Below are 25,892 nucleotides of genomic sequence, written 5' to 3' on the forward strand. Positions count from 1 at the left end.
GCCCCAACACGCACCTCACACTTCGCAGCACTCCGCCCCACCGGATAAATCCGATGGGGCGGAACGAAGGGGCATTCGCCAACAGCATCCGCACCGGCGGTCCCGCCCCTCCTCGCGTGCCGGGCTCCGGTCAGCGGACCCAGTTCTTGAGCGGTTCGGTGTCCAGCTCGATGCCCACCGGCTCTGGCAGCCGGACGGTCTTGCCGAACGGGACCGTCACCACCGTCTCGTACCGCACACCGTCGGGCTGGGAGTGCACCTTGACCTCATAACTGTCGCGGTCGATGAGCAGGTACACGGGGACACCGGTCTCCGCGTACGCACGCGGCTTCTCCACCCGGTCCCGGAGGTCGGTGTCGTCGTCGTACGAGGTGACCTCGACGAGCATGAGGACAGCGGCGGGGTCCGCCCATTCACCTTGGCCGACGAAGGCGTCCAGCCGGGCCAGCGCCCCATCCGGACGGGCGTTGCCCTTCCGGTATGTCTCGATGCGCAGGCCCTGCTCCGCGAAAAGCCAGTTACGCGGATCCGATTGCATGCACATCTGCGTGAGCCAGGCGATGATCCGCCCGTGATCCCCGTCCGGCACAGCTTTGACCCCCAGTTTCCCGTTCACGAACTCCAGACGCAGCGCTTCTTCCGCGCGTATGGCATGACGGGCCAGGTCCTCGAAGACCTCCTGGGTCAGCACACTGTCGTCGACCACGCTCACGCCTGCCTCCTCAAGAACCGGTCGGGCAGTCCCCAGGTTACGGTCCGCGAACCCGGCGCGCAGCGAGTTCAGCTGCTCAGGGACGCGGCGTCCCCCATGACGACGACGGGCTCCTCGGCCGGGTCGAGGAGGCCCAGCAGTTCCTTCATCCGGTCCTCGGTGAGCGAGACGCAGCCCTGGGTGGGGCCGCCGTGGTCGACGTGGATCCAGATGCCGCCGCCGCGCTCCGCGCCGAGCGGGCGGGTGTGGTCCAGGGGTGAGGTGCCGGGGACGCGGTTGTAGTCGATGGCGATGACGTAGTCGAAGGAGCCCTCCAGCGGCTCCCCGTCGAAACCCTCGCCCTCCACCTTGAAGTCGGGGCTCAGGTCGTACGGGAACGCCGTGGCCGGGGGGTCGAGCCGGCCGCCGGCCGCGGTCAGCGTGAAGACGCCGACGGGTGAGCGGAGGTCGCCCTCCCAGTGCTCGTCCGTCCAGCCGTTCAGGGCGTTGTGGGCGGGCCAGGGTGCCATGGCCGCCCGCCAGTCCGCGGTGGGGGTGTCGCGGGTGTAGAGCACGGCGGTGGAGCGGTTGGAGTCCGCGGACTCGCCGGTGACGACGAACGCCTGGCGGGTACCGGCGGGGATCGCCGACCTGGTCCGCGGCCCGAGCCCGGGGATCTCGCGCGGCGGGGCCGGCGGCGGTACGGGCGGGGCGACGGACGTAGCCGCTCCCGGCGGGCCCGGGGCGCCCGTGGTCTTCGTCAGGGTGCCGATCTCGCTCCTGCCGGCGATGCCGTCCGTGGCGCACCCGGCCAGCAGCAGGGTGAGGACGGCGCACACGACGTACGGGAGCCGCAGAGGAACGCTCGAACGGGGCACGGACACGGAGGGGCTCCTGAGCAGTCGGTGGCGAAGCCGCGGGGCTTTGCGGCGCGGCGAGGGGGGCGCCGTGCCGATGTCGGCCCAGGCAGTCTTTGCCGCAGCCGGGCCCGGCCAATCCGGCCGCGGGGCCATCCGGCTGTACCCGTTCAGGTGATTCGTGTACTTGTATGCGCGCAGCCCTTGTACTCGCACGCCTTCGGCCCGTGTACTCGCACGCGCGCAGCCGTGGCACACGCGTGCCTGCGGACCCCGCGCGCACCGGATCGCACGTCGGTGCGGCCGGGACGCGGAACAGCCCCCGGCCGGGTGGCCAGGGGCTGTTTCACGTGAAACCCGGTACAGCTGGGCGGGCTACTTCTCGGAGGCGTCCTTCGCGGAGGCGTCCTTCGCGGAGGCGACCGGCTTGCGGAGCTGGATGTTCAGCTCGCGCAGCCGCGTCTCGTCCAGCACCGTGGGCGCGCCCATCATCAGGTCCTGCGCGTTGCCGTTCAGCGGGAAGGCGATCGTCTCGCGGATGTTGGGCTCGTCGGCCAGCAGCATCACGATGCGGTCGACGCCCGGGGCGATGCCACCGTGCGGCGGGGCGCCGAGGCGGAAGGCCTTGAGCATGCCCGCGAACTCGTGCTCCACGGTCTCGCGGTCGTAGCCGGCGATCTCGAAGGCCTTGATCATCAGCTCGGGCTCGTGGTTACGGATGGCACCGGAGGACAGCTCGATGCCGTTGCAGACGATGTCGTACTGCCAGGCGAGGATGTCCAGCGGGTCCTTCTCCTCCAGGTCCCGCAGACCGCCCTGGGGCATCGAGAAGGGGTTGTGCGAGAAGTCGATCTTCCCGGTGTCCTCGTCCTTCTCGTACATCGGGAAGTCGACGATCCAGCAGAACCGGAAGACGCCGTCCTCGAAGTGTCCGGCGCGCTTGGCGGCCTCGACGCGGACGACCGACATGATCTTGGAGACCTCGTCGAACTCGCCGGCGCCGAAGAACACGGCGTGGCCGGGGACGAGGGAGAGCCGCTCGGTGAGGGTCTTGACGTCCGTCTCGGTGAGGAACTTGGCGATCGGGCCCGCCAGCTTGCCGTCCTCGCCGACGCGCACCCAGGCGAGGCCCTTGGCGCCGTGCTCGACGGCGTAGTCACCGAGGCCGTCGAAGAACTTCCGGGACTGGCCCGCCGTGTCCGGCACCGGCAGCGCGCGGACGTGCTTGCCGGCGAAGGCCTTGAACTCCGAGTCCGCGAAGACGTCGGAGATGTCGACGAGCTCCAGCTTGGCGCGCAGGTCCGGCTTGTCGTTGCCGTACTTCAGCATCGACTCGCGGAACGGGATGCGCGGGAACGGCGAGGTGACGTGGCGGCCGTTGCCGAACTCCTCGAAGAGCTCGGTCATCAGCTTCTCGATCGGGCGGAAGACGTCCTCCTGCTCGACGAAGGACATCTCGACGTCGAGCTGGTAGAACTCGCCGGGCGAACGGTCCGCGCGGGCGTCCTCGTCGCGGAAGCAGGGCGCGATCTGGAAGTAGCGGTCGAAGCCGGAGATCATCAGCAGCTGTTTGAACTGCTGCGGGGCCTGCGGCAGCGCGTAGAACTTGCCGGGGTTCAGCCGGGACGGGACCACGAAGTCACGGGCGCCCTCGGGGGAGGTCGCGGTGAGGATCGGCGTCGCCATCTCGTTGAAGCCGAGGGCCACCATCTTGGAGCGGATCGAGGCGATCACGGAGGAGCGCAGCATGATGTTGCGGTGCATGCGCTCGCGGCGCAGGTCGAGGAAGCGGTACTCCAGGCGCCGCTCCTCGTTGACGCCGTCCTCGGCGTTGATCGTGAAGGGCAGCGGGGCGGCCTCGCCCAGCACCTCCACCGCGGTGACCTCGATCTCGATCTCGCCGGTCGGGAGCTCCGGGTTGACGTTGTCGGCGCCGCGGGCGGAGACCTTGCCGTCGATCCGGACGACGGTCTCCTTGGTGAGCTTCGCCAGGGCGTCGTTGCCGGGGGTGCCGGGGCGGGCGACGAGCTGCACCAGACCGTAGTGGTCGCGCAGATCGATGAAGAGGATGCCACCCAGGTCTCGGCGATTGTGCAGCCAGCCGCTCAGCCGGACGTCGGTGCCGACGTCAGAGGCGCGGAGCTCGCCGCAGGTGTGGGACCTGTACCGATGCATCGTCGTTCATCCAGTCTTCGCGGTTGGGGGCGGATACAGCCACCCCAGGCTACCGCCCGCGACCGGACCGTTTCATTGCCATTGCCCCCGGCCGGGATCGTCAGCGGCGCGGGCGCCGGGGCCGCCGGTGGCGTTTGAGGGCTACATCTTCCTAAAGTGGGGCAATGCGCACCGAGGAAGTCCTGGCCGCGACCGCGACCGGTCTTTGGCGCTGGGACAACGCCGCCGGGACCGTCTGGCTCGACGCCGAGGCGGCCCGGCTGCTGGAGCTGCCCTCCGAATCGGGCCTCCTGCGCGAGTCGGAGGTGCGCTCCCGCTTCCATCCCGTCGACTGGAACGAGATCTACGGGGTGGTCAACCTGGCCGTCGCCGAGGGCACGCTGGCCGAGGCCCGGCTGCGGATCGTGGACGAGCACGGGCGGGTGCTGCGCACCGTACGGAGCCGTTCCCGGCCGCTGCCGCCCGCCGAGGGCAGCGAGGCGGACTACGTGCTGGTCGGCACCCTCCAGGAGGTGGCCGAGCCGGAGCCGGGCGCCGCCGGGGCGCAGAGCCGCATCACCGGCGACTGGCGGCGGTCCCGGGAGGCGTTCCTGCTGGACGCGGGGCGCGCGCTGGCCGAGGCCCGGTCGACGGCGGAGGTGCTGCGGGTCGCCTACTCGCTCTCCATGCCCGGGTTCTCGCCCGAGGGGCTGGCCGTCTTCGGGGTCGATGGCGAGCGGCTGACGATCGTCGGGCACCACGGCCAGCACGCCGGTGACGAGGGACCGTTCGACGACATGCCGCTGGAGACCGACTACCCGGCCGCCGAGGTCGTACGGACGGGGCGGGCGATCTACCTCTCCAGCCCGGAGGACTACTACCACCGCTACCCGGCCACCTGGCCGCTGGCCCGGCGGTTCGGGCGCCGGTCCTGGGCCTTCCTGCCGCTGATTGTGGCGGGCCGCACGATGGGCGCCTGGATGGCGGGCTTCCGGCATCCGGTGTCGTTCTCGCCGGACGAACGGGCCGTGCTGACGACGGTGGCCCGGATGCTCGCGCAGGCGCTGGCCCGCGCCGGGATCGCCGAGACCGAGCGGGAGCTGTCGCAGGGGCTGCAGCGCACGATGATGCCCTCCCTGGTGCCCAGCATCCCGGGGATGACGGTGGCCGCCCGCTATGTGCCGACCGGGGGCGGGCTCCAGGTCGGCGGTGACTGGTACGACATGATCCCGCTGCCCAACGGCCGGGTCGCCCTCGTCATCGGTGACGTCCAGGGCCATGACGTACGGGCCGCCGGGCTGATGGGCCAGTTGCGGATCGCGCTGCGCGCGTACGCCTCCGAGGGGCACCGCCCGGACGCGGTGCTCTCGCGGGCCTCGCGCTTCCTCTCCGGGCTCACCGACGCGCACGAGGACGCGGAGCACGGGCCGCGCTTCGCGACGTGCCTGTACGCGGAGGCGGACCCGGCCACCGGCACCCTGGACATCGCGCGGGCCGGGCATCCCGACCCCGTGGTGATGACGCCCGACGGGACCGCGTTCATCCGGCAGACCGCGGGCGGGCTCCCGCTGGGCATCGAGTCGGACACGGACTACCCGACGACCGGGTTCACCCTGGAGCCCGGAGAAACGATCATGCTCTGCACGGACGGGCTGATCGAGACCGGCGGGCACGACCTGGCCACCGGCTGGGTCCGGCTCCGGCCGATCCTGGAGCGGCACACCAGCGATCTGGAGAAGCTCGCGGACGCCCTGGTGCAGGCCGTGCACGGGCCGGGCTCGCACTACACGACGGGCCCGCTGGTGGACCGCCGCGAGGACGACGTCGCGGTGCTGCTGCTGCGCCGCGAGAGCCCGGCGACCCGGCTGACCCCGCCCCGGCGGACCGCGCTGACCATCGCCCAGGCCGAGCCGGAACGGATCGCGGCGGCCCGGCAGCAGCTGCGCGAGATGCTGCACGACTGGGCCGATCCGGAGCAGGTCGACTCCGCGGTGCTGATGATCTCCGAGATGGCCACGAACGTGCTGGTCCACACGGACGGCGACGCGCTGATGGTCGCGGAGGCCAGCGGGGAGCACGGGGAGCGGCGGCTGCGCGTGGAGGTGGCCGACGGCAGCGACGAGCTGCCGCACAAGCGGCGGCCCGGCGAGATGGCGTCCAGCGGGCGGGGCCTGGTGCTGATGGAGATGCTCGCCGACGCGTGGGGGGTCGATCCGCGGGGTGAGGGCAAGTCGATCTGGTTCGAGCTGTACGAGTCGGCGGAGCCCGCGGAGCTGGTGGAACCGGTGGAGCCCGTGGGGCTGGTGGAGCCGCCCGCGCCGGAGCCGGAGGCGGATCTCTGAACCGGGGCGTGGGGGGCCGTCCTCAGGCGGTGGCCGGGCCGGGGGGCGGTACGCCGGGCGGGGTGTCCGGCGGGTCGGCGTCCGGGTCCGCCGGGGGCCCGAGGTCCTTGCGCAGTTCGCCGAGGATGCCGAAGGCCGCCGCGCACACCGGGACCGCGAGGAGCATCCCCAGCAGGCCCGCCACGCTCGCGCCCGCCGTCAGCGCGATCAGGATCATGGCGGGGTGCATCTGGACCGTACGGCTCTGGATCATCGGCTGCAGGATGTGACCCTCCAGCACCTGCACCGCGAGCACCACCCCGAGCGCCCAGAGCGCGATCACGAAGCCCCGGTCCGCGAGCGCCACCAGCACCGCGACGGCGCCCGAGATGAACGCGCCCAGATACGGGATGTAGGCGCCGACCAGCACCAGCGCGCCCAGCCCCACCGCGCCGGGCACGCGCAGGATCAGCAGGCCGACCGTGATGCAGACGGCGTCGATGAGCGCGATGAGCGTCGTACCGCGCATGAAGCCCTCGACGGCCTCGAACGCGCGCCGGCCCATCGCCTCGACCAGGTCACCGGCGCCGCGCGGGGCGATGGAGTGCGCGAGGTTCGCGGCCCGGTCGGAGTCGCGCAGGAAGAAGAAGGTCAGCAGCAGGGCGAGCACACTGGTGGCGATCAGCGAACCGACCAGGCTGAGGCCGCTCAGCAGCCCGCCCGCGGCGCTCGCGCCGAACTTCTCGACGAGCTTCTTGGCGCTGGTGGCCAGGTCGTCCACATTCGTGTTGCCGGTGACACCGAAGTGGTCGACGACCCACTGGCCGGCGTCCTTCAGCGACTGGACGATCTGATCACCGGTGTCGATGAGCGCGGCGACGACGATGTACCCGGCGCCGCCGACGACCGCGACGAGCAGGGCGCAGGTGATTCCGGCCGCCACCGAGCGGTTCACCCCGTGCGCGGTCAGCCTTCGGTGGACGGGGCCGAGCAGCGCCGTGCCGAGCAACGCGAGCAGGACGGGGGTGACGGCGGTCTTGAGCGCGACGCACAGCCAGATGGCCACCGCGGCGACGCCGGTGACCAACAGGATGACACCGCACCAGGCGGCCAGCCGCCGGGCACCGATGGGCAGGAGGGGCTTCCGGTTCTGCACCCTCCCACCCGATCACGCCCCGGGGGCGGTGTCCCGCCCGTGGAGCCGTACGAGTGACGAACCGTCACACGGTGTCGGCGCGGCTCACATCCCGTGGACGGCGGGCACGGTGCCGAGGCGGCCGGCCTGGAAGTCCTCGAAGGCCTGCTTCAGTTCGGCCTGGCTGTTCATCACGAACGGCCCGTAGTGCGCCATCGGCTCCCGGATGGGACGCCCGCCGAGCAGGACGACCTCCAGCTCCGGGGCGTTGCCGTCCTGCTGCTCGTCCGCGCGGACGGTCAGCGAGGAGCCGGCGCCGAAGACGGCGGTCTGGCCCATGTGGACGGGCCTGCGGTCCTGGCCCACGGCGCCTCGGCCGGCCAGCACGTAGGCGAGGCCGTTGAAGTCCTCGCGCCACGGCAGGGTCAGCTCGGCGCCGGGGCGCACGGTGGCGTGGATCATCGTGATGGGGGTGTGCGTGACGCCGGGGCCCTCGTGGCCGTCGAGCTCGCCCGCGATCACCCGGAGCAGCGCGCCGCCGTCGGGGGAGGCGAGCAGCTGCACCTGGCCGCCGCGGATGTCCTGGTAGCGGGGGGCCATCATCTTGTCGGCCTTGGGCAGGTTCACCCAGAGCTGGAGGCCGTGGAAGAGGCCACCCGACGTGACGAGCGACTCCGGCGGGGCCTCGATGTGGAGCAGCCCGGACCCGGCGGTCATCCACTGGGTGTCGCCGTTCTGGATGGTGCCGCCGCCACCGTTGGAGTCCTGGTGCACGAAGGTGCCGTCGATCAGGTAGGTGACGGTCTCGAAGCCGCGGTGCGGGTGCCAGGGCGTGCCCTTCGGCTCGCCGGCCGCGTACTCCACCTCACCCATCTGGTCCATCATGATGAACGGGTCGAGGTGCTTGTAGTTGATCCCCGCGAAGGCGCGGCGCACGGGGAATCCCTCGCCCTCGAACCCGGTGGGCGCCGTGGTCACGGCGAGCACGGGACGGGCCACGGCGTCGCCAGAGGCGGCGACCTTGGGCAGGGTCAGCGGGTTTTCGACGGTTACTGCGGGCATGGGAGCCACCTCCGGGGACTGTTCTGCGTTCAATTTAGTTGAATGGTGAACATCCTGCAAGGCGGCATCCATTCCCGCGACTCCGCCGCGCACGAGGATCGGCCCCCAGGAGGATCGACCCCCCGGAGGGGTGAGTGGTACCTATGGGTCAGCCCTGTCCCCTCTCGGCGGCCCACGGGGAGGCCGCGACGTCCCGCCACGACGGAGGGGGAGCGGAGCCGACACCGAGGGGGACGAGTGAACGAGCTGACCGAACGGGTACGCCAGCGCTTCTACGGGCTGATCCACCGGAACCCCGGCTGGTCGCTCGAACAGATGGCGGCCGAGGCCCGCTGCTCCCTCGCCGAGGCGGATCAGGCCTGCGACGCGCTCTGCGCCGTCGGCCTGCTGGTGCCCTCGTGGTCGGCCCCCTGCGGCTACGCGACCGTCACCCCGGAGGCCGCGCTGACCCGGCTGTTCTCCGCCGAGGAACGCCAGACCGAGGCACACCTTCAGCACCTGGCCAGGATCAGGGGCGCGGTCGCCTCACTGATCGGCGGCTACCCGCGCCTGCACGACGAGCGGCGGGAGTCCGTCGAGATCGAGACCCTGCCGACGCCGGAGCTGGTGAACGCCTTCCTGGAGGACGCGGGCAGCACCTGCAACGTGCGCATGAGGTCGATGCACCCCGGCGGGCCGCCGCCGGAGGAACTCGTGGACGCCATGCTGCTGCGGGACAAGGAGATGGAGAGCCGGGGCATCCGGGTGGAGACGCTCTACTCGCGACGGACGGCCGAGGTCCCCTACATGGCGGCGTACCTGACCGACGCGGAACGGATCGGGCGCGAGGCACGCACGGCGGACTACCTGCCGTTGCGGATGATCCTCTTCGACGACGACCTCGCGGTGCTCCCGATCAACCCGCAGGACCCCAGCGAGGGAGCCTCCGCCATCCACGGCCAGGCGCTTGCCAGGTCCCTGCACGCGCTGTACGACTACTGCTGGCACACCTCCACGCCGCTGCGTCCCGCAGCCCCGGCGGCCGCCCTCGGGGCGGAACTCGGCTCCCAGGACCTCATCGTGCTGCGCATGCTCGCCGACGGCGTCAAGGACGAGGCGATCGCCCGTCATCTGGGCATCTCCTCCCGGACGTTGAGCCGGTACATGACCGGCCTCACGAACCGGCTGGGAGTGCACACGCGCTTCCAGGTGGCCCTGCGTGTCGCGGAGCTCGGGCTGCTGGACTGAGACCGGCCCCCGGGAAGAACGGGGCGGAGTCGCGGGCCTTCCGATGGTCGGCCGCCCCCCTGCGGAGTCCGGCCGCGGCGCCGCACCCCCCTACGGAAGGCGGGGACCCCCCTTACCGGAGAGTCTCACATTCTGAGACAAGGACGGGGTGTGGCGCCCTGTCGCCATGGCTGATGGCCGCCGCACGCAATGTCTTGCCCCGTGAACAGGCGCGGCAGCAGCATGGATTCTGCCGGCGACGAGCGGTTGCGACCGCCCTTCTCTCCGCCGGATTCCGCACTCGCCAGACGCACCGGGGGACAGCTATGCCTGCACGATTCCGCGCCTTCCTCTGTACCGCCTTCCTCTGTACCTCCCTCCTCACCGCGGCGGGAACGGCCCACACCTCGGCGGCGGAGCCGGCCGCCGGAACGACCGTCGTGGACCGGCCGGAGGGCGACAACGGCTGGTGGTAGGGGCGCCCTTCGCCACCCGCCCACCCTGCCCAGTCCGCGCACAGGAGAGCCCGATGGACGTCATCGCCGCCGCACCACCCGGTCCACCAGAGCCGGTTCTCATGAACGGCCCCGCCTTGGCCGCGCACGCCGACCGCACCGTCGATGTCGCCGTCGTGGGCATCGGCTACGCGGGCCTGCCGCTCGCCGTGGCCGCCGCCGCGGGCGGGCACCGCACCCGCGGCCTGGACCTGAGCGACTTCCTGGTGGCTCAGGTCAACATCGGCCGACCGCCCGTCGACACGGTGACCCGGGCCGAACTGGATGCCGTGGCGCCGCTGCTCGACGCCACCACGGACCCCGCGTTCCTGAGCGAGTGCTCCGTCGTCGCCCTGTGCGTTCCCACGCCGGTGGACACCCACGGCGTGCCGGACCTGGAGCCCCTGCTCTCCGCGGTGCGCACAGTCCGCCAGCACCTGAGTCCCGGACAGTTGGTGATCATCGAGTCCACCACCTACCCCGGGACCACCGACGGCGTCATCCGCGACATCCTGGAGGAGTCGGGCCTGACCGCGGGCAGCGACTTCCACCTGGCCTTCTCGCCGGAGCGGGTGGATCCGGGCAACACCCGGTACGGCTTCCACAACACGCCCAAGGTGGTCGGCGGGCTGACCTCGGCGTGCGGTGCCCGCGCCGCCGCGTTCTACGCGGGGCTGACCGAGCGGGTGCACGTCACCCGCTCCAGCCGTGAGGCCGAGGCCGCCAAGATCCTGGAGAACACCTACCGCCAGGTGAACCTGGCCCTGGTCAACGAGTTCGCGCAGATCTGCCACCGGCTGGGTGTCGACGTCTGGGAGACCATCGAGGCCGCCGCGACCAAGCCCTTCGGCTTCACCCCGTTCCGTCCCGGCGCGGGTGTCGGGGGCCACTGCATTCCGGTCGACCCGCTCTACCTCGTGCACCGCGCGACCCAGGCCGGGGTGCCGTTCCGGATGGCCGAGCAAGCGCAGCGGATCAACGACTCGATCCCCGTCTGGGTCGCCTCCCGGGCGCAGGAACTGCTGACGGCGAACGGGATCAGCGTCCGCGGGGCCAAGGTGCTCCTGCTGGGCGTCACCTACAAGCCGGACGTCGCCGACATCCGCCACTCGCCTGCCGAGCCGCTCGCCCTCGAACTGCTCGGCGCGGGGGCCGACGTGATGTTCCACGACCCGTACGTCACCACGTTCTCCGCACGCGGCCGGGCCGTGCCCGCCGGGCAGGACCTGGTGGCCGACCTCGCCGCCGCCGACCTCACGATCGTCGTGCAGCGGCACCGGATGTACGACAACGGGCTACTGGCCCACGCACGGCTCGTCCTCGACCCCGGCGGCCCCGGCACGACGAAGGAGGGCGGGAACGCATGACCCGGAACCCCTCCGTCGTGGACGTGATCCGCGGCCACGCGGCCGGCCGCCCCTCCGGCATCGCCCTGCGGACCCCGACGGACACCGTGACCTACGCCCAGCTGTGGCATCGCGCCGAGCAGGCCGCGCTGGCCCTCGCGGGCCGCGGCGTACGGCGCGGCGACAGCGTCCTCGTCCGGCTGCCCTCCGGTCCGGACGCGGTCGTCGCCATGCTCGGGACCTGGCTCGCCGGTGCCGCGTTCGTACCCGTCGACACGGCGACCCCCGAGGAACGCCTCGCGTACGTGCTCCGCGACAGCGGCGCCACCGTGGTCCTCGACGACAGCACGGCGCTCCCGACGTCCCCCAGGGACCCGGTGGAGGCCGCCCGCCCGGTGGAGGCCGCCCGCCCGCACAGCGCGGACGGCGAACACGGCGCCTACGTCATCTACACCTCCGGGTCCACCGGAGCGCCCAAGGGAGTCCTGGTCGGGCACGGGGCGCTGGCGCGCCATGCCGACGCGTCCGTGGACCTGTTCGCGCTCGGGCCGCACAGCTCCGTGCTCCAGTTCGCGAGCCTCGGATTCGATGTCGCCCAGGAGGAGATCTGGCCGACCCTCGCCGCGGGCGGAACCCTCGCCTTCCACGGCACAGGCGGCGTCCCCGACACCGTGCGGCTCGCCTCGGCCGCCGAGGAACTGGGGGTGACGGTCCTGCAACTCCCCACCGCCTACTGGCGGATGCTCTGCGCGGAGCTCGACGGCGAGCGGGAGCCGTCCTTCGCCGGGGTCCGCACTGTGGTCATCGGCGGCGAGAACGCCACGACCGCCGATGCCCACGCCCACCGCCGTACCCCCCTCGCGCACACCGTGCTGGTGAACGGGTACGGCCCCACAGAGACGGTGGTCACCGCGACCGCCCTGGTGCTCGCCCCCGGCGACGAGGTGCCCGGCACGGCCGGGCTGCCCATCGGGACACCGGTCGGCGACCGGGTGGCACGGGTGCTGGACGAGGACCGGCGGCCCGTCGCCGACGGCACACCGGGCGAACTGTGGATCGGCGGCGAGCCGCTGGCCCTGGGCTACCTGAACGACCCGGCGCGGACGCGGGAGCGCTTCCTGCCCGATCCGTACGCGGCGACGCCCGGCGCGCGGATGTACCGCACCGGCGACATGGTGGTGCGGCGGGAGACCGGCGGCCTCGAATTCCTGGGGCGCGCCGACAACCAGGTGAAGGTACGCGGCCACCGCATTGAACTCGACGAGGTCGACCGCCACCTGCTCGCGACCCCCGGGATCACCTCCGCCATCTCGTTCACCCTGGACGACGGCGCCGGTGGGAACGTGCTCGCGGCCGCCGTGGCACGTGACGGGGACGGCCCCGACCCCCGGGCCGTCCGGGAGCACCTGCGGGAGCGGGTCCCCGCCTACCTGGTGCCGGGCCGCATCGCCGTACTCGACCGGATACCCCTCACCACCTCCGGCAAGACCGACCGCCGCGCGACGGCCGAGGCAGCGGCGGCGGTCCTGGGCGCCGGGGCGACGCACGAGCGCGACGACGAGACGCGGTCACCGCTGGACACGGTGGTCGCCCTGCTCCGCGAACTGCTGCTCGCGCCGGAACTCGGCCCCGACGACGACTTCCTCGCCCTGGGCGGCGACTCCCTCATGGCCCTGCGCGTCTGCGGGCGGATGCGGGCACGGGGCATCTCCATGACCCCCGGCGACCTGCTCGCCGGGCGCACCGCCCGCGCCGCCGTCTCCCGGGCGGAGGGCCGCCGCGCGCCGGACGCCGTCGAGGAGGAACCGGCCGGCCCGCTCGACCTGCTGCCCGCCCAGCACCGCTGGCTGAGCGACGGCGAACTGCCCGCACGCGACCACTTCTGCCTGAACGCGCTGTTCACCACCGACTCCGGCATGTCCGCGCACCAACTCGCCCGGGTGGCCGCGGCCCTGCTACGACGCCACCCCGCGCTGCGCACGACGCTCCGCGCGGACGGCACGGCCGAGCTGCGGGAGGCCGATCCCGCGGACGCCGTCCGTGTCATCGACCTGTCCCCCGTCCCGCCCAGCGAGCGCGCCGCCCGGCTGGAGGAGGCGCTGGCCGAGGCACAGACGTCGATGTCGCTCGCAGACGGCCGGGTCCTCCAGCTGCTGTACGTCGACGGCAGGGAGAACGGGGCCAGACTGCTGCTGACGGTCCACCACTTCGTCCTCGACGGAGTGTCGATGGGCCTGCTCGCCGACGACCTCGAACTACTGCTGGGCGGCGGCCGGCCGGAAGCCGCCGCGACGGGGCCCCGGGCCGTCGGCACCGCGCTGCGGGACTGGGTGCGCTCCGGACAGGCCCGGCAGGACGCCGCCGAATGGGCCGGCAGAACAGGGGAGTTCGCCGCGCTCCGGCCCGATACGGAAGGCGCCGCGCCGCTGCCCACGCTGCGCACCCACCGCTTCCGGCTGCCCCGGGACCTCACCGGCCAGGTGCTCCACCGCCTCCCCGCCGCAGGCGTCGCCCCGCACGACTTCGCCCTCGGCTGTCTGGTCGGCGGCCTGGCGTCCTGGACCGGGGAGCCCGTGCACGGGGTGGACGTCTACGCGCACAGCCGAGACGTGCCCCCCGGCGACCTCGACCTGTCCCGAACCGTCGGCTACGTGCAGAGCACCTACCCGGCCGTCCTGCGGTGGGAGGGCGAGGGCGTCCGCGCCCTGCTCGCCGCGCTCGACGGCCCGGCCGCCCTGCCCGAACGCCGCTACGGGTTCGACGCGTTGCGCTTCCTCTCGCCCGATCCCGCGGAGCGTGCCGCCCTCGCGGACCGCCCCCGTCCCCGGGTCCGGCTCAACTTCCGCGGTCATCTGCTGCGGCTGGAGCAGCGCGCGCCGGGTGCGGTGCTGCGGCCCGCGGACGAGAGTTTCGGCGCGCACCGCTCGCCGCTCCAGCGAGAGCGCTACCTGCTGATGGCCGAGGGGGACATCGTCGACGGTGAACTGGAGATGAGCCTGAAGTACTCCACGGTCCACTGGAGCGCGGACCGGATCGAGGAGCTGGCCCGCCACGTCGACCGCGTGATGCGACGGACCCTGGACTCCCCCGACGGGCCCCGGGCCGCGGCGGACACGGCCCGTACGGTGAGCGGCGGTGCGCGATGAGACCGCTGCCGCCCGTGGTCCCCGGCGTGCCGGCCGAGCACCAGCCCGCCCTGGGCAGTGCCCCGCACTGGCCACTGGTCCTGTACTTCCACCACGTGCACCCTGACGTGCGGCACTACACCGCGCTCTCCCCGGACGCCTTCGAGCGGGGCCTTGAGCGGGTGCTCGAACGGTTCGCCCCGTACGACCCGGCGGACCTGCTGGCCGACGGCGGCCCTCGCCGGCCCGACCGCCCCACGGTGCTCGTCACCTTCGACGACGGCTACCGCGACAACACGACCCACGCACGGGACATCCTGGACCGGCTCGGCGTCCGTGCGGTGTTCTTCGTCTGCACCGGACTGCTCGGCCGACGCAGTCCCCGTCCGCGCGAGGACCATCTGACGTACGAGGAGTGCGACGGGCTGGCCCGAGAGGGGCACCTGATCGGCGCCCACACCCGTACCCACCCGCATCTCGACCGGATCACCCCGGCGGAGGGCCGCGCCCAGACCCTGGGCTCGCTCGACGACATCCGCGAGCGGTACGGACCCGGCCCCGCCCGGTTGTTCGCCTACCCCTACGGCGGCGTGCCCGCGGGGCCGCTGCTGCCGGACGGCGTGCTGGCCTTCGGAACGGTCCGCTCACCCGCCACGCCGTGGACCGCTGACCACCAGCGGATCCGCAGGACCTATCTGCCCTCAGGGGCGGCCGACACCTGGGCCGGACTGGTCCGCCACTGGCGCACCGAGTGGGACGGGCCGTCCGGCCCGTCCGCCGACGGCCCCGTCCTGACCGCTTCCGAGAGGGAAGAGAGATGACCGAACAGAAGACGTGGCAAACCCGGTTGACCGGGGCCCTGCCCGCCACCAGGGAATCCCGGATCATCGCGGTCAACGCGCTGATCGGGTCCATGGGAACCGGCATGTTCCTGGCCAGCTCCGCCCTCTACTTCACGCGCTTCGCCGGAATCAACGAGACACAACTCGGCGTGGGCCTGGGGATCGCCGGAGTGGTCGGGCTCGCCACCACCGTGCCGATGGGCATGCTCGCCGACCGCTTCGGCCCCAGGAACATCATCCTGGTGGTCTGCCTGTGGCGTGCCATCGGCTACCTCGCCTATCTGAGGGTCGACGGATTCAGCCAGTTCGTGGTGACGGCCAGCCTGCTGTACATCATGGACCGGGCGGGACAGCCCCTGAACCAGGCCCTGGTGGGCCGCCTGATCACCGGAACCGAACGCAACCGCACGATGGGATTCATCCGGTCCCTGCGCAACCTCGGTTTCACCGTCGGGTTCTCGCTCGCCGGCATCGCCCTGACCACCAATTCGAAGACGGCGTTCCACTGGCTGTTCATCGGTAACGCGCTCAGCTTCCTGGTGGTGTTCTCCCTGGTCTGGATGCTGCCCCGGCTCGGCCCCGCGGCGGCCAAGGACAAGGGGGACGGGGAGAGCGCGAAGAAGGTGGTCCCGCCGATCCGCGACTGGCGGTTCGTGGCCGCCACGGCGGCCAACGGCGTGATGTTCCTGCACGACGCGATCCTGATCACCGTGCTGCCGCTCTGGGTGGCCGAGCACACCGCGTCACCGATCTGGATGATCACCGTCCTGGTCACCACCAACACGGTCCTCACGGTGCTGGCCCAGGTCAGAGTGACCCGCCATATCGGGGACCTGGCCACCGCGACCCGGGCCACCACCATGTCGTCGGTCCTGTTGCTGTTCGCCTGCGTCGCCTTCGCGGCGAGCGGCTGGACGGACGCGTCCGGCTGGGCGGTCGTGACCCTGGTAGCCGCGCTGCTCCTGCTGACCTTCGGAGAGCTGCTGCACTCGGCGTCGTCCTGGGAGATCTCCTTCGCGATGGCGCCGGAGGCGGCCCAGGGCAGGTACTTCGCCTTCTTCAACGTGGGCTTCTCGGCGGCGGAGATCGCCGGACCGGCCGTGGTGCTGTGGCTCCTCTCCCGGACGGGACCGGGCGGCTGGCTGGTCATCGCGGCCTGCTTCCCGCTGTCCGCGGCCCTGAGCTGGCTCGGCACCCGGCAGAAGCCCGCACCGGTCACCACCGGGCCCACGACGCCGCGCTCGGAGCCCGTACCCGCGACAGACGGTTCCTGACCGACCGCACCGACCCATTCCCACCCCTCGGTGGAATGCGCACTGACGGAGGAAAGCATGTCCGACACACCCCCGCCCCAGCATCTCCTGATCGTCAGCGGCGGGCGCGATCTGCCCGACCGCGCCCGCGACGCCCGGCCGGGACTGCGCACGACCGTCATCTGCCGGCCGGAGGTGGTGCCCCGGCTGCGCAGCCGGGAGAAGATCCAGCGCCTGATCGTGCTCCGCGAGGACGCCCCGGTCCAGGAGTGGGTGGCCGCCGCGCGGTTCGTGCACGCGGTCGACCCGGTCGACCGGCTGACCAACTTCACCGAGAAGGACACCGAGAAGACCGCGGCCATCGGGCTCGACCTCGGCCTCGACTGGCACAGCGCGGACACGGTCCGGGCGGTCGCCGACAAGTACGCGATGCGCCGGGTGCTGGCCGAGGCCGGTGTCGGCGAGGTCGTCGCCGAGACCGTCCACGACGTCGAGGGCGTCCTCAAGGTCGCGGAGCGGACCGGCTACCCGCTGATCTGCAAGCCCGTGCGCGGGGTCGCCAGCAAGGGCGTCACCCGTATCGACGGCCCGGCCGACATCCCCCGCGCCCTCGCGTGGGGCGCGGAGGGAGCCGGCGACCTGGACGCTCCGGACCTGCTCGTCGAACAGTTCCTGAGCGGCGACGAGTACAGCGTGGAGTGCGTCAGCGAGGACGGCGAGCACCTGGCCGTGGGCGTGACCCGCAAGATCTCCGAGCACGATCACTTCGTCGAGGTCGGCCACGTCGTCCCGGCCCCCCTTCCCGACGCGGAAGAACAGCGGATTCGTACCACCGTGACCGACATGCTGACGGCCCTGGGCGTCCGGCGGGGCGTCACCCACACCGAGGTCATCGTGGCGGCGGACGCCGTCCACGTCGTGGAGACGCACCTGCGTCCGGCGGGCGACGAGATCCCCGAGCTGTGGGCGCGGGTCAGCGGGGTCGACCTGATCGACGTCGTCGCCCGCCAGGCCGTGGGCATCAAGGTCCTCGACGATCTCCGCGCGACCCTCGCCGCCCCGCACGACGGCCCCGCCGCGGCGGCCATCTGGTACGCCTGCCCGGACGCGGTGGGCGAGATCGTGGAGGTGGCGGGCGAGGAGGAGGCCCGTGCGCTGGAGGGCGTCGTCGATGTCGAGGTGCTGCGCGAACCGGGCAAGCGGCTCAAGGGAGTCACCGGGTCCTTCGCCCGGGGTGCACATGTCTGCGCCGTGGGCACGTCACAGGACGAGGCGTTGCGGCGTGCCCAGGAGGGCGTACGGAAACTGTCGTTCACCGTACGCAGCGACGGCATGGCCGCGCGTCACGAGGCGCTCGCCTCCACCGACTGACCCCGCGTCAGCCGATCCGGACGGCAGTGGTCCGGCGTCCCCGGCGCCGGACCACTGCCCGCACAACAGAGAGAAGAGAGAAGAGAGATGACCGATCAGAGCAACGAACAGACCGCCGCTGACTACGCGTTCGGGGGTCTGCACCACGTCCAGCTGGCCATCCCGCCGGGCGGCGAGGACCAGTGCCGGGCGTTCTGGGGCGAGGTCCTCGGGATGACCGAGCTGGAGAAGCCCCCGGTCCTCGCCGCCCGCGGCGGGTGCTGGTTCCGTGGCGGCGGCCTGGAGGTCCACCTCGGCGTCGAGAAGGACTTCGCGCCCGCACGCAAGGCGCACCCCGGAATCCTTGTCGAGTCGCTGCGCGGTCTGGCCAAGCGGCTGGAGGAGGGCGGCCACGAGGTGACGTGGGACGACAACTTCCCGGGCCACGACCGCTTCTACGCGTTCGACAAGTTCGGCAACCGGCTGGAGTTCCTGGAGCCGCAGGCCGCTTCCTAGCGGCGTGTCCGCCAGGGCCGGTGGCTGTTTCACGTGAAACAGCCACCGCCGCCCAGAGCCTGCACGGGGCCGTCCCGTGACACCGCGGGACGGCCCCGTGCAGGCCCCGCCCCGGGCGACCCGGTGGTGTTCCGACCCGTACCACGGCATTTCGAGGAGCCAGCAATGACCGAAGCAGCGGGCAGACCGCCCGCATTCCGCATCGCGGACCTGATCGTGGCCGAGGGCCCAGAGGGCGCGGAGCGCATCCTGATCGCGGGGCTGACCGTCACCGTGGCCGCGGGCGAGATCGTCGCGGTGCTCGCGGACGGCACCGGGTCCGCGGCCGCCCTGATCCAGGTGCTCGCCGGACGACGGCGGGCCCAGTACGGAGCCCTCGACGCCGGCGGGGCGGGGCGGTCCCGCCGGATCAGGCCGTCCCTCCCGGCGGGCGTGAGTGTGGTGGCCGCACACGAGCGCTGTCCGGACGGTTCGGTCCGCGTCCTGGTCGTCGACGCCACCGGGCGGCAGCCCAACGGCTTCGGCGCGGAACCTGCGCGCACCGCGGCCCGGCGGGGCGGCGCGGTGCTCCTGGTCACCACCGACGCGGAGGTGGCGGCATCCGCCGACCGGACCGTGCACCTCAACCGCGCGCCCCGTCCAGAACCCCGCCCGAAGGCGGCGGTGCGTTTCACCACGGAGGCGCTGCGGGAGGCCGCGGCCGGATCGCTGACCGCCGCGGGCGTCGACGCCGAGCGCGCCGCCCTGGTCGCCCGGGTCCTCGTGGACGCCGATGTGCGGGGGCACTTCTCGCACGGTGTCGGCCTGCTGCCGATGTACCTCGACCGGCTGCGCGAGGGAGGCATCGACCCCACCGCGGAGCCGGAGTGGAGCCAGGAGGACGGGTCCGTCGTACGGCTCGACGCCCGGGGCGGGTTCGGACAGGTGGCCGCGGACCTCGCGGCCGGACGGTGCGCGGAGCGGGCCGCCCGCACCGGGCTGGCCGCCGTCGCCGTCCGGGGCAACAACCACGTGGGCATGCTCGCCGCCTACCGCGACCACTTCGTCCGCCACGGCGTGGTCGGCCTCGTCCTCAACGTCTCGGGCCCGAGCGTCGCCGCCCCCGGCGCGGGACGCCCGACGCTCGGGAACGACGCCGTGTGCATGGTCGTCCCCCGTGAGGACGGGCCCCCGCTCGTCGTGGACTTCGCCACCGGGACGGTCGCCAGCGGAAAGATCCGGCATGCCGCGCACCGCGGCGAACAGGTCCCCGCCAACTGGCTGGTGGACCGCGAGGGCCGCCCCACCACCGATCCGGAGGAACTCGACCGAGGCGGTGCCGTCCCCGTCTTCGGCGGATACAAGGGCCTCGGGGTCGCGGTGATCACCGAGGTGCTGGCCGGCATCCTGGCCGGGGGCACGGTGAGCCCGCTCGTCCACAAGCAGCGCGCCGAACCCGAGCGGGCGATGGACTGCTCCCAGCTCTTCCTCGCCCTGGCGCCGGACGCGTTCGGTAACCCTCCGGTGGAGGAACTCCTCGACGTCCTGTCAGGAGCGGTGGCCGCCGGCTACCCGCAGGGACCGCCCGAGGTCCATCTGCCGGAACAGCAGGAGCGGCTGGCCGAGACCACGGCCGCGGAACACGGCGTCCCGGTACCGGCGTCGGTCGTCGAACAGCTCGGCTGGGGCGCCACCCGGACCACCCCCGCCACGGCAGGAGGAGCCGCATGAACACGCCACTCGGTGTGGGCGTCGTCGGGTTCGGCATCGCCGCCCAGCAGCACGCCACCGCACTGGAGCAACTGCCGGAGGCCGGGATCGTGTCCGTCCTGGAGCAGGACCCCACGGTCGACACCGGCAGTCACCACCGGGCCGGTTCCTGGGAAGAGCTGCTCGACGACCCGTGCGTCGACCTGGTCGCCCTGTGTGTCCCGCCCGGCGGGCGCGCGCGGATGGCGGTCCAGGCGCTGGAGGCGGGCAAGGCCGTCCTGCTGGAGAAGCCGCCCGCCGTGTCCGTGGGCGAGATCGACAGCGTCGCGGCCGCCGCGCGGCGGACCGGGCTGCCGGTCGGCGTCATGCTCCAGCACCGGATGCGCCTGCCGGAGGCGGCCCTCGCCGCCACCTGGTCGGCGTCCTCCGTCACCGCGGTCCTTGAGGTGTCGCGGTTCCGGCCACCGGCCCACTACCGGCGTGCCGGGTGGCGCAGCGATCCCACCGTGGCGCTGGGCGGGATCTCCGCCCACCTGGGGGTCCACTACCTCGACCTGGCGTGTCAGCTGCTCGGGCGGCCGGAGTCGGTGCGCCTGACGCCGACCAGGGAGGTCGCCGCGGGCATCGACACCCGCGTCACGGGAATGGTCGCCTTCCGGTCCGGGGCCACCCTCGCGTTCACCGTGACGGCCGAGTCGACGGTCCGTACCGAACGGCTCCAGATCCTCGGGCCCGACGGAGGGTTCAACATCACCGACGGCACGGTGATGACCCAGATCGGCGGCATGGAGCAGACCTGGCCCACGGTGCCGACCTCGCACCTGCGCACCGAGGTCTACCGGGAGATGGCCGAGGCGGTGGCGACGGGGCGTCCCCCGGTGCGCTGCCATCTCGACGGTGCCCGTGCGGTGACCGAGATCCTCTCGTCGATCGCCACCGCCGCAGCGGCGGTGGCCGCGTGAATCCGCTGATCGGTGTCTCCTCCGGCTCCGCGCCGCGCCTCGAAGCCGCGGCCCTGGCCGGCCTCGTCCTCTCGTCCGGCGGCACAGCCGTCGATGTCAGGGAGGGCAAGGGCCACGCCTGGGAGGACGGAGGGCTCGACGCTCTGCGCACCGCGGGGGCCGAGGTCTGCTTTGTCGGCGTCTCCACCGTGCTGGGCTCGGAGGAGCATCCGCCCGGCTCCGTCGACGGACTGCGCACGCCGGAGCGGGGCCTGCCGGTGAAGGTCTTCGCGGCCGCCGGGTGTACCGCCCCCGACCGGTTCGCCCTGACGCTCACGCAGATCGCCGCGCTGGCCGCCCGGGTCGGCGACAGCTCCCTCGTCCTGGTGGAGACCCACCACGGATACGCGCCCGTGGCCGAACTCGACGAGCTGTGCCGGCGCGCGGGCACCTCGGTCCTGCTCGACACGATGGGCCTCGCCCGGATCGACGGCGATCCCGTCGCGGCGGCGGCCCGGCTCGCGCCCTGGATCTCCTACGCCCAGGTCAAGGGGTTCGACTGGGACGAGCCCGCCACCTCGCGGCACCGGCCGCTCGCCTCCGCCCGGCCCGAGCTGACCCGGAAGGTCCTCGACGCGGCGGGTGAACTGCGCGCGGTCACCGTCGAGTCGAAGGCACCCGCTCTCACCGAGGACCTGGCCCTCCTGCGCGAGTGGTACCCGTCGGCCCCGCCCCTTCCCCAGGCCCTCAGCGAGGAGACCCCTTCGTGAGACTCGCCGTCATCAACGACGAACTGTCCCAGGACATCGAGCAGGCGGCGGCCACGACGTCCCGCCTCGGCTTCGACGGACTGGAGATCCGCTCCAGCAACGGTGTGGCACCGCATCGCATGGACGACGCCGCCCTGACCGGGATACGGGCGACCGTGGCCCGGCACGGACTGCGGGTGGCCGGATTCGACCCTCCGGCGCTGAAGTGCGAACTGCCCCGCACCGCTGCCGAGACGGACTCCGTCCGCGCGCTGGTGACGGACTCCGTGCGCCGGGCCGAGCTGCTCGGGGCACCGTTCGTCCGCATCTTCACCTTCTACCGGCAGGGCGATCCGGACCCGCGCAAGGCCGCCGCAGTTGCCCGGGAGGTCCTGGACGGCGTCCCCTTCGGACGCGTACCCCTGCTCGTGGAGACGGGCATGCGGACCAACAGCCCGACCATGCGCCACACCCTGGAGTTCCTGGACGCGCTGGGCGACGACCGGCTCGGCGTCCTGTGGGATCCGGGCAACAGCGTCTTCAGCGGCTGGGACCCGGCCCCGTTCCCGCAGGACTACGCGCTCGGCCGCGAACGCATCCGGCACGTCCATGTGAAGGACCCGGACGGCCGGCGGGCCTACGTCCGCCTCGGTGACGGGGACCTCCCCTGGCCCGCGATCATCGCCCGGCTGGCCGAGGACGGATACCAGGAATGGATCTCCCTGGAGACGCACTGGCGCATCGGCCGGGTGCTGAATCAGGCGCAGCGGGACGAGCCGTGGGGCGAGGAGTTCACCTCCGGCGGATTCGAGGCCAGCAGCATCTGCATGCGACTGCTCCGCGAGATGACGCGGGCAACGGGCGAGGACGCCGTCCCCGCCGTCCCCGACGCGCACACGGTGGAGGCCGGCGCATGAGCGACTCACCCGTGATCCTGCTCGGGGGCCAGCGCTGTGGCACCACCGCCCTCGCCTACGCGCTGAATCTGGCCTTCCACGACGCGGGCGGCCACTTCACCGTCAACGGCAAACTCCCCTATCTGCTGCACCGCTGGCTGAACCGGCAGGACCTGGCGGACCGCCATCTGCGCACGGACGAGATCCTGCACGCCCTGGACCGCCGTCCGCCGGACGGCTCGGGAGTCGAACGCTGGCGCGCCCGGGTGGAACAGAGCCTGCGGGCCGCCGCCAGAGAGGTCGCGGAGGGCTCGTGCGGGGACGATCCGGTGAAGCTGGCACGGCGGATACTGGCCGACGCCCAGGGCGAACTGCCGTACTGCGGAGACAAGTACAACGAGTACCTGCTGCATCTGCCCTGGTTCGGTGAGGTGCTGCCGAACGCCCGCTACGTGATGCTGGTGCGCCACCCGGCTGAGGCGGCCCGCTCGATGCTGCGCTGGAAGGGTGACCGGCCCTACGTGCCCGTCACGGAGGGGGCCGCCCTCGCCAAGTGGACCGCCTGGAACAGGCACTGGCTCGACTTCGCACCGGCCGTACCGGCCGGGAACGCCCTGGTCGTCGAGTACCACGCACTGTGCCGGGGCGAGGAGACCGAACGCCTGTCGCGGTTCACCGGACTCGACCTCGCGCCGTACGTCGCCGGGCTGAAGCCCCGCTCCCCGGAGGCGGAGACCGGTGACGCGCTCCCGGCGGACACCGCCTCCGTGTGGGAGGCGCTGCGTCACTCCGCGTTTCCCGTATCCGCCCGCACCTGATCCGCCGAACCCCTACCGAAGGTGATTCCCTTGCTCGCAACCCGCGTTCTCGTCGTCGGCGGAAAGGCCGGCATCGTCCGCAAGGCCGCAGCGCTCGGTCTTGACGTGGTGCACATCCAGAAGCCGTCCGCGTTCGACCCGAATGTGGTCGAGCACTGCTCCCAGCTGCTGCTCATCGACTACCAGGACGTTCCCACCGTCACGGCCCTGGTGCGCGCCCTGCACGCACAGCAGCCGTTCGCCCGGGTCTTCACCCAGACCGAGGCGGCCCAGGTGGTGGCGGGCCATCTCACCGACGCGCTCGGACTGCCCGGAAACGGCGAACGGACCACCCGGCTGCTGCACGACAAGCCCGCCCTGCGCGCCCTGCTGAACGAACAGGGCATCGGACCGGTGCGGACGGTGACCCGGCCGACCGCCGCCGAGTTGCGCGACTTCGTGAAGGCGGCGGGTTCTGCCGTGCTCAAGCCGACCATGGGCTCCGGCAGCCTGGGCGTCCGCCGGATCGCGTCCGTCGACGAGGTCGACGAGGCGTGGGCGTGGCGGGAGGCGTTCGGCCTCGACGACTTCATGGTGGAGGAGTGGCTGACCGGCGAGGAACTCAGCGTCGAGACGTTCTCCCGGGCCGGGGCGCACACCGTCGTCGCGGTCACCGGCAAGGAGACCGGGCAGGGCGTGGTGGAGCTCGGTCACGTGGTGCCCGCGCCGCTGGACGGAGCCGAACGGCAGGCTGTCGTCTCGACGGTCGAAGCCCTGCTGGACGCCGTGGGTCTCGTCGACGGGCCGGCGCACACCGAACTGATCCTCACCGCCGCCGGTCCCCGCGTCATCGAGTCGCACAGCCGTCGCGGCGGGGACCGCATCAACGAACTGGTCCGCCTGGTCCACGGCGTCGACCTGGAGGAGGCCGCCTACCGGCTCGCCCTGGACGGCGACCCGCTGCCGCAGCGGGCCGAGCCGACGAGCGCGGCCGCCATCCGCTTCCTCGTCGCCGCCCCGGGAACCGTCACCTCGGTGGCGGGCGCGGCGGAGGCCGAGGCGATGGACGGCGTCGTCCAGGTCGACGTCCAGGTCGAGCCCGGGGACACGGTGAACGAACTGCGCTGGTCGGAGGACCGCTGCGGCCACGTCGTGGTCCGCGCGGCCGACGCGGAGGCCGCCGTGCGGCTCGCGGCGGAGGCCGCGGCCCGCATCGTGATCACCACGGAGCCGGTCACCGTCGACGACGGCCGGTCCGCCACCCTCGGCACGCTCCTCGACGAAGTGGACGAGGTCCTCGACCCGTTCGCCGCGGCGTCCCGCTGACCGGCTGCGTCCCGCCGTGCCCCAAGAGCCCCGCCCGGCCCCCACAGGTGGCCGCCGCGCACGTCCGCAAGGAGTAGAACTGCGATGAACACGACACCCCCAGACGGCGGCAAGCAGGTCTCCGTCGTGGTCGCCACCCGGAACCGCCCCACCGACATCGACGCGCTGCTGACCTCGATCGCGGCATGCGACACGGGCATCGTCCACGAGGTGATCCTGGTCGACGACGCCTCGGAGACCCCGCTGCGCGTCGACGAGTCGGCCCACCGCTTCCCCATCCGCCTGCTGCGCCACGAACGGCGCCGCGGTGCGGCGGCCGGCCGCAACCTCGCGGGCCAGGAGGCCACCGGCGACGTCCTGGCGTTCCTCGACGACGACGCCCGGCCCCTCCCCGACTGGTTCGACGTCCTCGACACGGCGCTCACCCCGGAGCGGGCGGCGATCACCGGCCGGGTGCTGCCGTTCGACAGCAGTGTGGTCGCACGCGCCCGCCAGTACCGCTACGAGGTCCGCTACGCGCAGCACGTCCCCGGCAGCGAGGTCACGTTCTTCGCGGGCGGCAACTCGGCAGTCTGGACGGCGGCGTTCCGCGCCGCCGAGGGGTTCCCCGACCAGGTCACCGCGAGCGACAACGGCCTCGTGGAGCGGCTCGCCGAGTCCGATGGCCGGGTGCACTTCGTGCCGGGGCTCCGGGTGGCCCACCGCAACAGCAAGGGCGCCGGAATCGCGCTGCGTGAGGCCTGGCGCGCGGGTCGGCTGGCCCCGCGCAGCGCGCCCGCGTCGGCGCTGCGCAGGTTCGCGGCCAGCGCCCGGTCCCAGCCCTGGTCGGACGACCCGGCGGCCGCCGGTCTCAACCTGGGTCTCCAGGCGGCGAACTCGCTGGCCACCGCCCTTCCGGTGGCCTGAGCGATGGCGAGTACGGAGGCAGTGCGCCGGGCGGACGCGGGAGCCGCGCTCTCCCATCTGGACGTTCTGGAGTCGGAGGCGGTGCACATCTTCCGTGAGGTGGCGGGGGAGTTCGAGCGGCCGGTGATCCTGTTCTCCGGTGGCAAGGACTCGATCCTGATGCTGCACCTGGCGCTCAAGGCGTTCGCGCCCGCGCCGGTGCCGTTCACGCTGCTGCACGTGGACACCGGGCACAA

22 protein-coding genes are annotated in these 25,892 nt (G+C 72.5%); 17 read left to right on the forward strand and 5 right to left on the reverse strand.

Annotated elements, in window-relative coordinates; translation table 11 throughout:
- Positions 1 to 130: 130 nt before the first annotated feature.
- The 3 genes from ACGFU6_RS38005 to aspS all read right to left on the reverse strand — a co-directional run bounded on the left by ACGFU6_RS38005 (position 131) and on the right by aspS (position 3,723).
- Positions 131 to 712, reverse strand: a complete 582-nt coding sequence (locus ACGFU6_RS38005) for a Uma2 family endonuclease (protein WP_393617128.1) — start codon at positions 710 to 712, stop codon at positions 131 to 133.
- A gap of 68 nt (positions 713 to 780) precedes the next feature.
- The gene (locus ACGFU6_RS38010; RefSeq protein WP_393617129.1) at positions 781 to 1,575 is read right to left on the reverse strand and encodes a L,D-transpeptidase family protein; all 795 of its coding nucleotides are present in this window, start codon (positions 1,573 to 1,575) and stop codon (positions 781 to 783) included.
- Between the two features lie 348 nt (positions 1,576 to 1,923).
- Positions 1,924 to 3,723, reverse strand: a complete 1,800-nt coding sequence (aspS, locus tag ACGFU6_RS38015) for an aspartate--tRNA ligase (RefSeq protein ID WP_393617130.1) — start codon at positions 3,721 to 3,723, stop codon at positions 1,924 to 1,926.
- Positions 3,724 to 3,887: 164 nt separating this feature from the next.
- Here aspS and ACGFU6_RS38020 point away from each other — a divergent pair, with 164 nt between their 5' ends.
- Positions 3,888 to 6,044, forward strand: a complete 2,157-nt coding sequence (locus ACGFU6_RS38020) for a SpoIIE family protein phosphatase (RefSeq protein ID WP_393617131.1) — start codon at positions 3,888 to 3,890, stop codon at positions 6,042 to 6,044.
- Positions 6,045 to 6,066: 22 nt separating this feature from the next.
- Here ACGFU6_RS38020 and ACGFU6_RS38025 read toward each other — a convergent pair whose 3' ends face one another.
- Together ACGFU6_RS38025 and ACGFU6_RS38030 are read right to left on the reverse strand one after the other, a co-directional pair.
- The gene (locus tag ACGFU6_RS38025) at positions 6,067 to 7,179 is read right to left on the reverse strand and encodes an AI-2E family transporter (RefSeq protein ID WP_393617132.1); all 1,113 of its coding nucleotides are present in this window, start codon (positions 7,177 to 7,179) and stop codon (positions 6,067 to 6,069) included.
- An 84-nt stretch (positions 7,180 to 7,263) separates the two neighbouring features.
- Positions 7,264 to 8,220: a pirin family protein gene (locus tag ACGFU6_RS38030; RefSeq protein ID WP_393617133.1), complete on the reverse strand. Its 957-nt coding sequence runs from the start codon at positions 8,218 to 8,220 to the stop codon at positions 7,264 to 7,266.
- Between the two features lie 237 nt (positions 8,221 to 8,457).
- On the opposite strand from ACGFU6_RS38030, the gene ACGFU6_RS38035 reads away from it, so the two are divergent.
- From ACGFU6_RS38035 to ACGFU6_RS38110, 16 genes are all read left to right on the forward strand, one after another.
- Positions 8,458 to 9,447: a LuxR C-terminal-related transcriptional regulator gene (locus ACGFU6_RS38035; protein ID WP_393617134.1), complete on the forward strand. Its 990-nt coding sequence runs from the start codon at positions 8,458 to 8,460 to the stop codon at positions 9,445 to 9,447.
- Positions 9,448 to 9,752: 305 nt separating this feature from the next.
- The gene (locus ACGFU6_RS38040) at positions 9,753 to 9,902 is read left to right on the forward strand and encodes a hypothetical protein (RefSeq protein ID WP_393617135.1); all 150 of its coding nucleotides are present in this window, start codon (positions 9,753 to 9,755) and stop codon (positions 9,900 to 9,902) included.
- Positions 9,903 to 9,955: 53 nt separating this feature from the next.
- Positions 9,956 to 11,287 (forward strand): nucleotide sugar dehydrogenase, encoded by a 1,332-nt coding sequence (locus tag ACGFU6_RS38045; protein ID WP_393617136.1) that lies wholly within the window; start codon positions 9,956 to 9,958, stop codon positions 11,285 to 11,287.
- Positions 11,284 to 14,412, forward strand: a complete 3,129-nt coding sequence (locus ACGFU6_RS38050; RefSeq protein ID WP_393617137.1) for an amino acid adenylation domain-containing protein — start codon at positions 11,284 to 11,286, stop codon at positions 14,410 to 14,412. The genes ACGFU6_RS38045 and ACGFU6_RS38050 overlap by 4 nt, the downstream gene beginning before the upstream one ends.
- Positions 14,409 to 15,212: a polysaccharide deacetylase family protein gene (locus tag ACGFU6_RS38055; RefSeq protein ID WP_393617138.1), complete on the forward strand. Its 804-nt coding sequence runs from the start codon at positions 14,409 to 14,411 to the stop codon at positions 15,210 to 15,212. The genes ACGFU6_RS38050 and ACGFU6_RS38055 overlap by 4 nt, the downstream gene beginning before the upstream one ends.
- The gene (locus ACGFU6_RS38060) at positions 15,209 to 16,507 is read left to right on the forward strand and encodes an MFS transporter (protein WP_393617139.1); all 1,299 of its coding nucleotides are present in this window, start codon (positions 15,209 to 15,211) and stop codon (positions 16,505 to 16,507) included. The genes ACGFU6_RS38055 and ACGFU6_RS38060 overlap by 4 nt, the downstream gene beginning before the upstream one ends.
- 57 nt (positions 16,508 to 16,564) lie before the next feature.
- Complete coding sequence (locus ACGFU6_RS38065) at positions 16,565 to 17,857, forward strand: ATP-grasp domain-containing protein (protein WP_393617140.1); 1,293 nt, start codon at positions 16,565 to 16,567, stop codon at positions 17,855 to 17,857.
- Positions 17,858 to 17,944: 87 nt separating this feature from the next.
- Positions 17,945 to 18,352: a glyoxalase gene (locus tag ACGFU6_RS38070; protein ID WP_393617141.1), complete on the forward strand. Its 408-nt coding sequence runs from the start codon at positions 17,945 to 17,947 to the stop codon at positions 18,350 to 18,352.
- A 165-nt stretch (positions 18,353 to 18,517) separates the two neighbouring features.
- Positions 18,518 to 20,062, forward strand: coding sequence for an Ldh family oxidoreductase (locus ACGFU6_RS38075; protein WP_393617142.1), 1,545 nt, complete (start codon positions 18,518 to 18,520; stop codon positions 20,060 to 20,062).
- Positions 20,059 to 21,003, forward strand: a complete 945-nt coding sequence (locus tag ACGFU6_RS38080) for a Gfo/Idh/MocA family protein (RefSeq protein ID WP_393617143.1) — start codon at positions 20,059 to 20,061, stop codon at positions 21,001 to 21,003. Before ACGFU6_RS38075 ends, ACGFU6_RS38080 begins: the two co-directional genes overlap by 4 nt.
- Entirely contained in the window at positions 21,000 to 21,752 is a 753-nt protein-coding gene (locus ACGFU6_RS38085; protein WP_393617144.1) for a hypothetical protein, read from the forward strand. The genes ACGFU6_RS38080 and ACGFU6_RS38085 overlap by 4 nt, the downstream gene beginning before the upstream one ends.
- On the forward strand, positions 21,749 to 22,648 hold the full coding sequence (locus ACGFU6_RS38090) for a sugar phosphate isomerase/epimerase family protein (RefSeq protein WP_393617145.1): 900 nt from the start codon (positions 21,749 to 21,751) through the stop codon (positions 22,646 to 22,648). Before ACGFU6_RS38085 ends, ACGFU6_RS38090 begins: the two co-directional genes overlap by 4 nt.
- A complete protein-coding gene (locus ACGFU6_RS38095) occupies positions 22,645 to 23,445 on the forward strand; it encodes a sulfotransferase (RefSeq protein ID WP_393617146.1) in 801 nt (266 codons plus the stop codon). Before ACGFU6_RS38090 ends, ACGFU6_RS38095 begins: the two co-directional genes overlap by 4 nt.
- Before the next feature lie 30 nt (positions 23,446 to 23,475).
- A complete protein-coding gene (locus ACGFU6_RS38100; RefSeq protein ID WP_393617147.1) occupies positions 23,476 to 24,750 on the forward strand; it encodes an ATP-grasp domain-containing protein in 1,275 nt (424 codons plus the stop codon).
- A gap of 84 nt (positions 24,751 to 24,834) precedes the next feature.
- Positions 24,835 to 25,656 (forward strand): glycosyltransferase family 2 protein, encoded by an 822-nt coding sequence (locus tag ACGFU6_RS38105; RefSeq protein ID WP_393617148.1) that lies wholly within the window; start codon positions 24,835 to 24,837, stop codon positions 25,654 to 25,656.
- A 3-nt stretch (positions 25,657 to 25,659) separates the two neighbouring features.
- Positions 25,660 to 25,892: phosphoadenosine phosphosulfate reductase family protein (locus ACGFU6_RS38110; protein WP_393617149.1), on the forward strand; the 233-nt coding region annotated here is incomplete at its 3' end.

Origin of the sequence: Streptomyces sp. NPDC048462, assembly GCF_043200175.1 — a bacterium.
In the GTDB taxonomy this organism is placed as follows: Bacteria; Actinomycetota; Actinomycetes; order Streptomycetales; family Streptomycetaceae; genus Streptomyces.

Bases quoted from the DNA above. Each gene is read 5' to 3' on its own strand.
- ACGFU6_RS38105 (WP_393617148.1), top strand. From the start codon at position 24,835: ATGAACACGACACCCCCAGACGGCGGCAAGCAGGTCTCCGTCGTGGTC.
- ACGFU6_RS38095 (WP_393617146.1), top strand. From the start codon at position 22,645: ATGAGCGACTCACCCGTGATCCTGCTCGGGGGCCAGCGCTGTGGCACC.
- ACGFU6_RS38075 (WP_393617142.1), top strand. From the start codon at position 18,518: ATGACCGAAGCAGCGGGCAGACCGCCCGCATTCCGCATCGCGGACCTG.
- ACGFU6_RS38080 (WP_393617143.1), top strand. From the start codon at position 20,059: ATGAACACGCCACTCGGTGTGGGCGTCGTCGGGTTCGGCATCGCCGCC.
- ACGFU6_RS38030 (WP_393617133.1), bottom strand. From the start codon at position 8,220: ATGCCCGCAGTAACCGTCGAAAACCCGCTGACCCTGCCCAAGGTCGCC.
- ACGFU6_RS38070 (WP_393617141.1), top strand. From the start codon at position 17,945: ATGACCGATCAGAGCAACGAACAGACCGCCGCTGACTACGCGTTCGGG.
- ACGFU6_RS38065 (WP_393617140.1), top strand. From the start codon at position 16,565: ATGTCCGACACACCCCCGCCCCAGCATCTCCTGATCGTCAGCGGCGGG.
- ACGFU6_RS38050 (WP_393617137.1), top strand. From the start codon at position 11,284: ATGACCCGGAACCCCTCCGTCGTGGACGTGATCCGCGGCCACGCGGCC.
- ACGFU6_RS38040 (WP_393617135.1), top strand. From the start codon at position 9,753: ATGCCTGCACGATTCCGCGCCTTCCTCTGTACCGCCTTCCTCTGTACC.
- aspS (WP_393617130.1), bottom strand. From the start codon at position 3,723: ATGCATCGGTACAGGTCCCACACCTGCGGCGAGCTCCGCGCCTCTGAC.
- ACGFU6_RS38020 (WP_393617131.1), top strand. From the start codon at position 3,888: ATGCGCACCGAGGAAGTCCTGGCCGCGACCGCGACCGGTCTTTGGCGC.
- ACGFU6_RS38060 (WP_393617139.1), top strand. From the start codon at position 15,209: ATGACCGAACAGAAGACGTGGCAAACCCGGTTGACCGGGGCCCTGCCC.
- ACGFU6_RS38055 (WP_393617138.1), top strand. From the start codon at position 14,409: ATGAGACCGCTGCCGCCCGTGGTCCCCGGCGTGCCGGCCGAGCACCAG.
- ACGFU6_RS38045 (WP_393617136.1), top strand. From the start codon at position 9,956: ATGGACGTCATCGCCGCCGCACCACCCGGTCCACCAGAGCCGGTTCTC.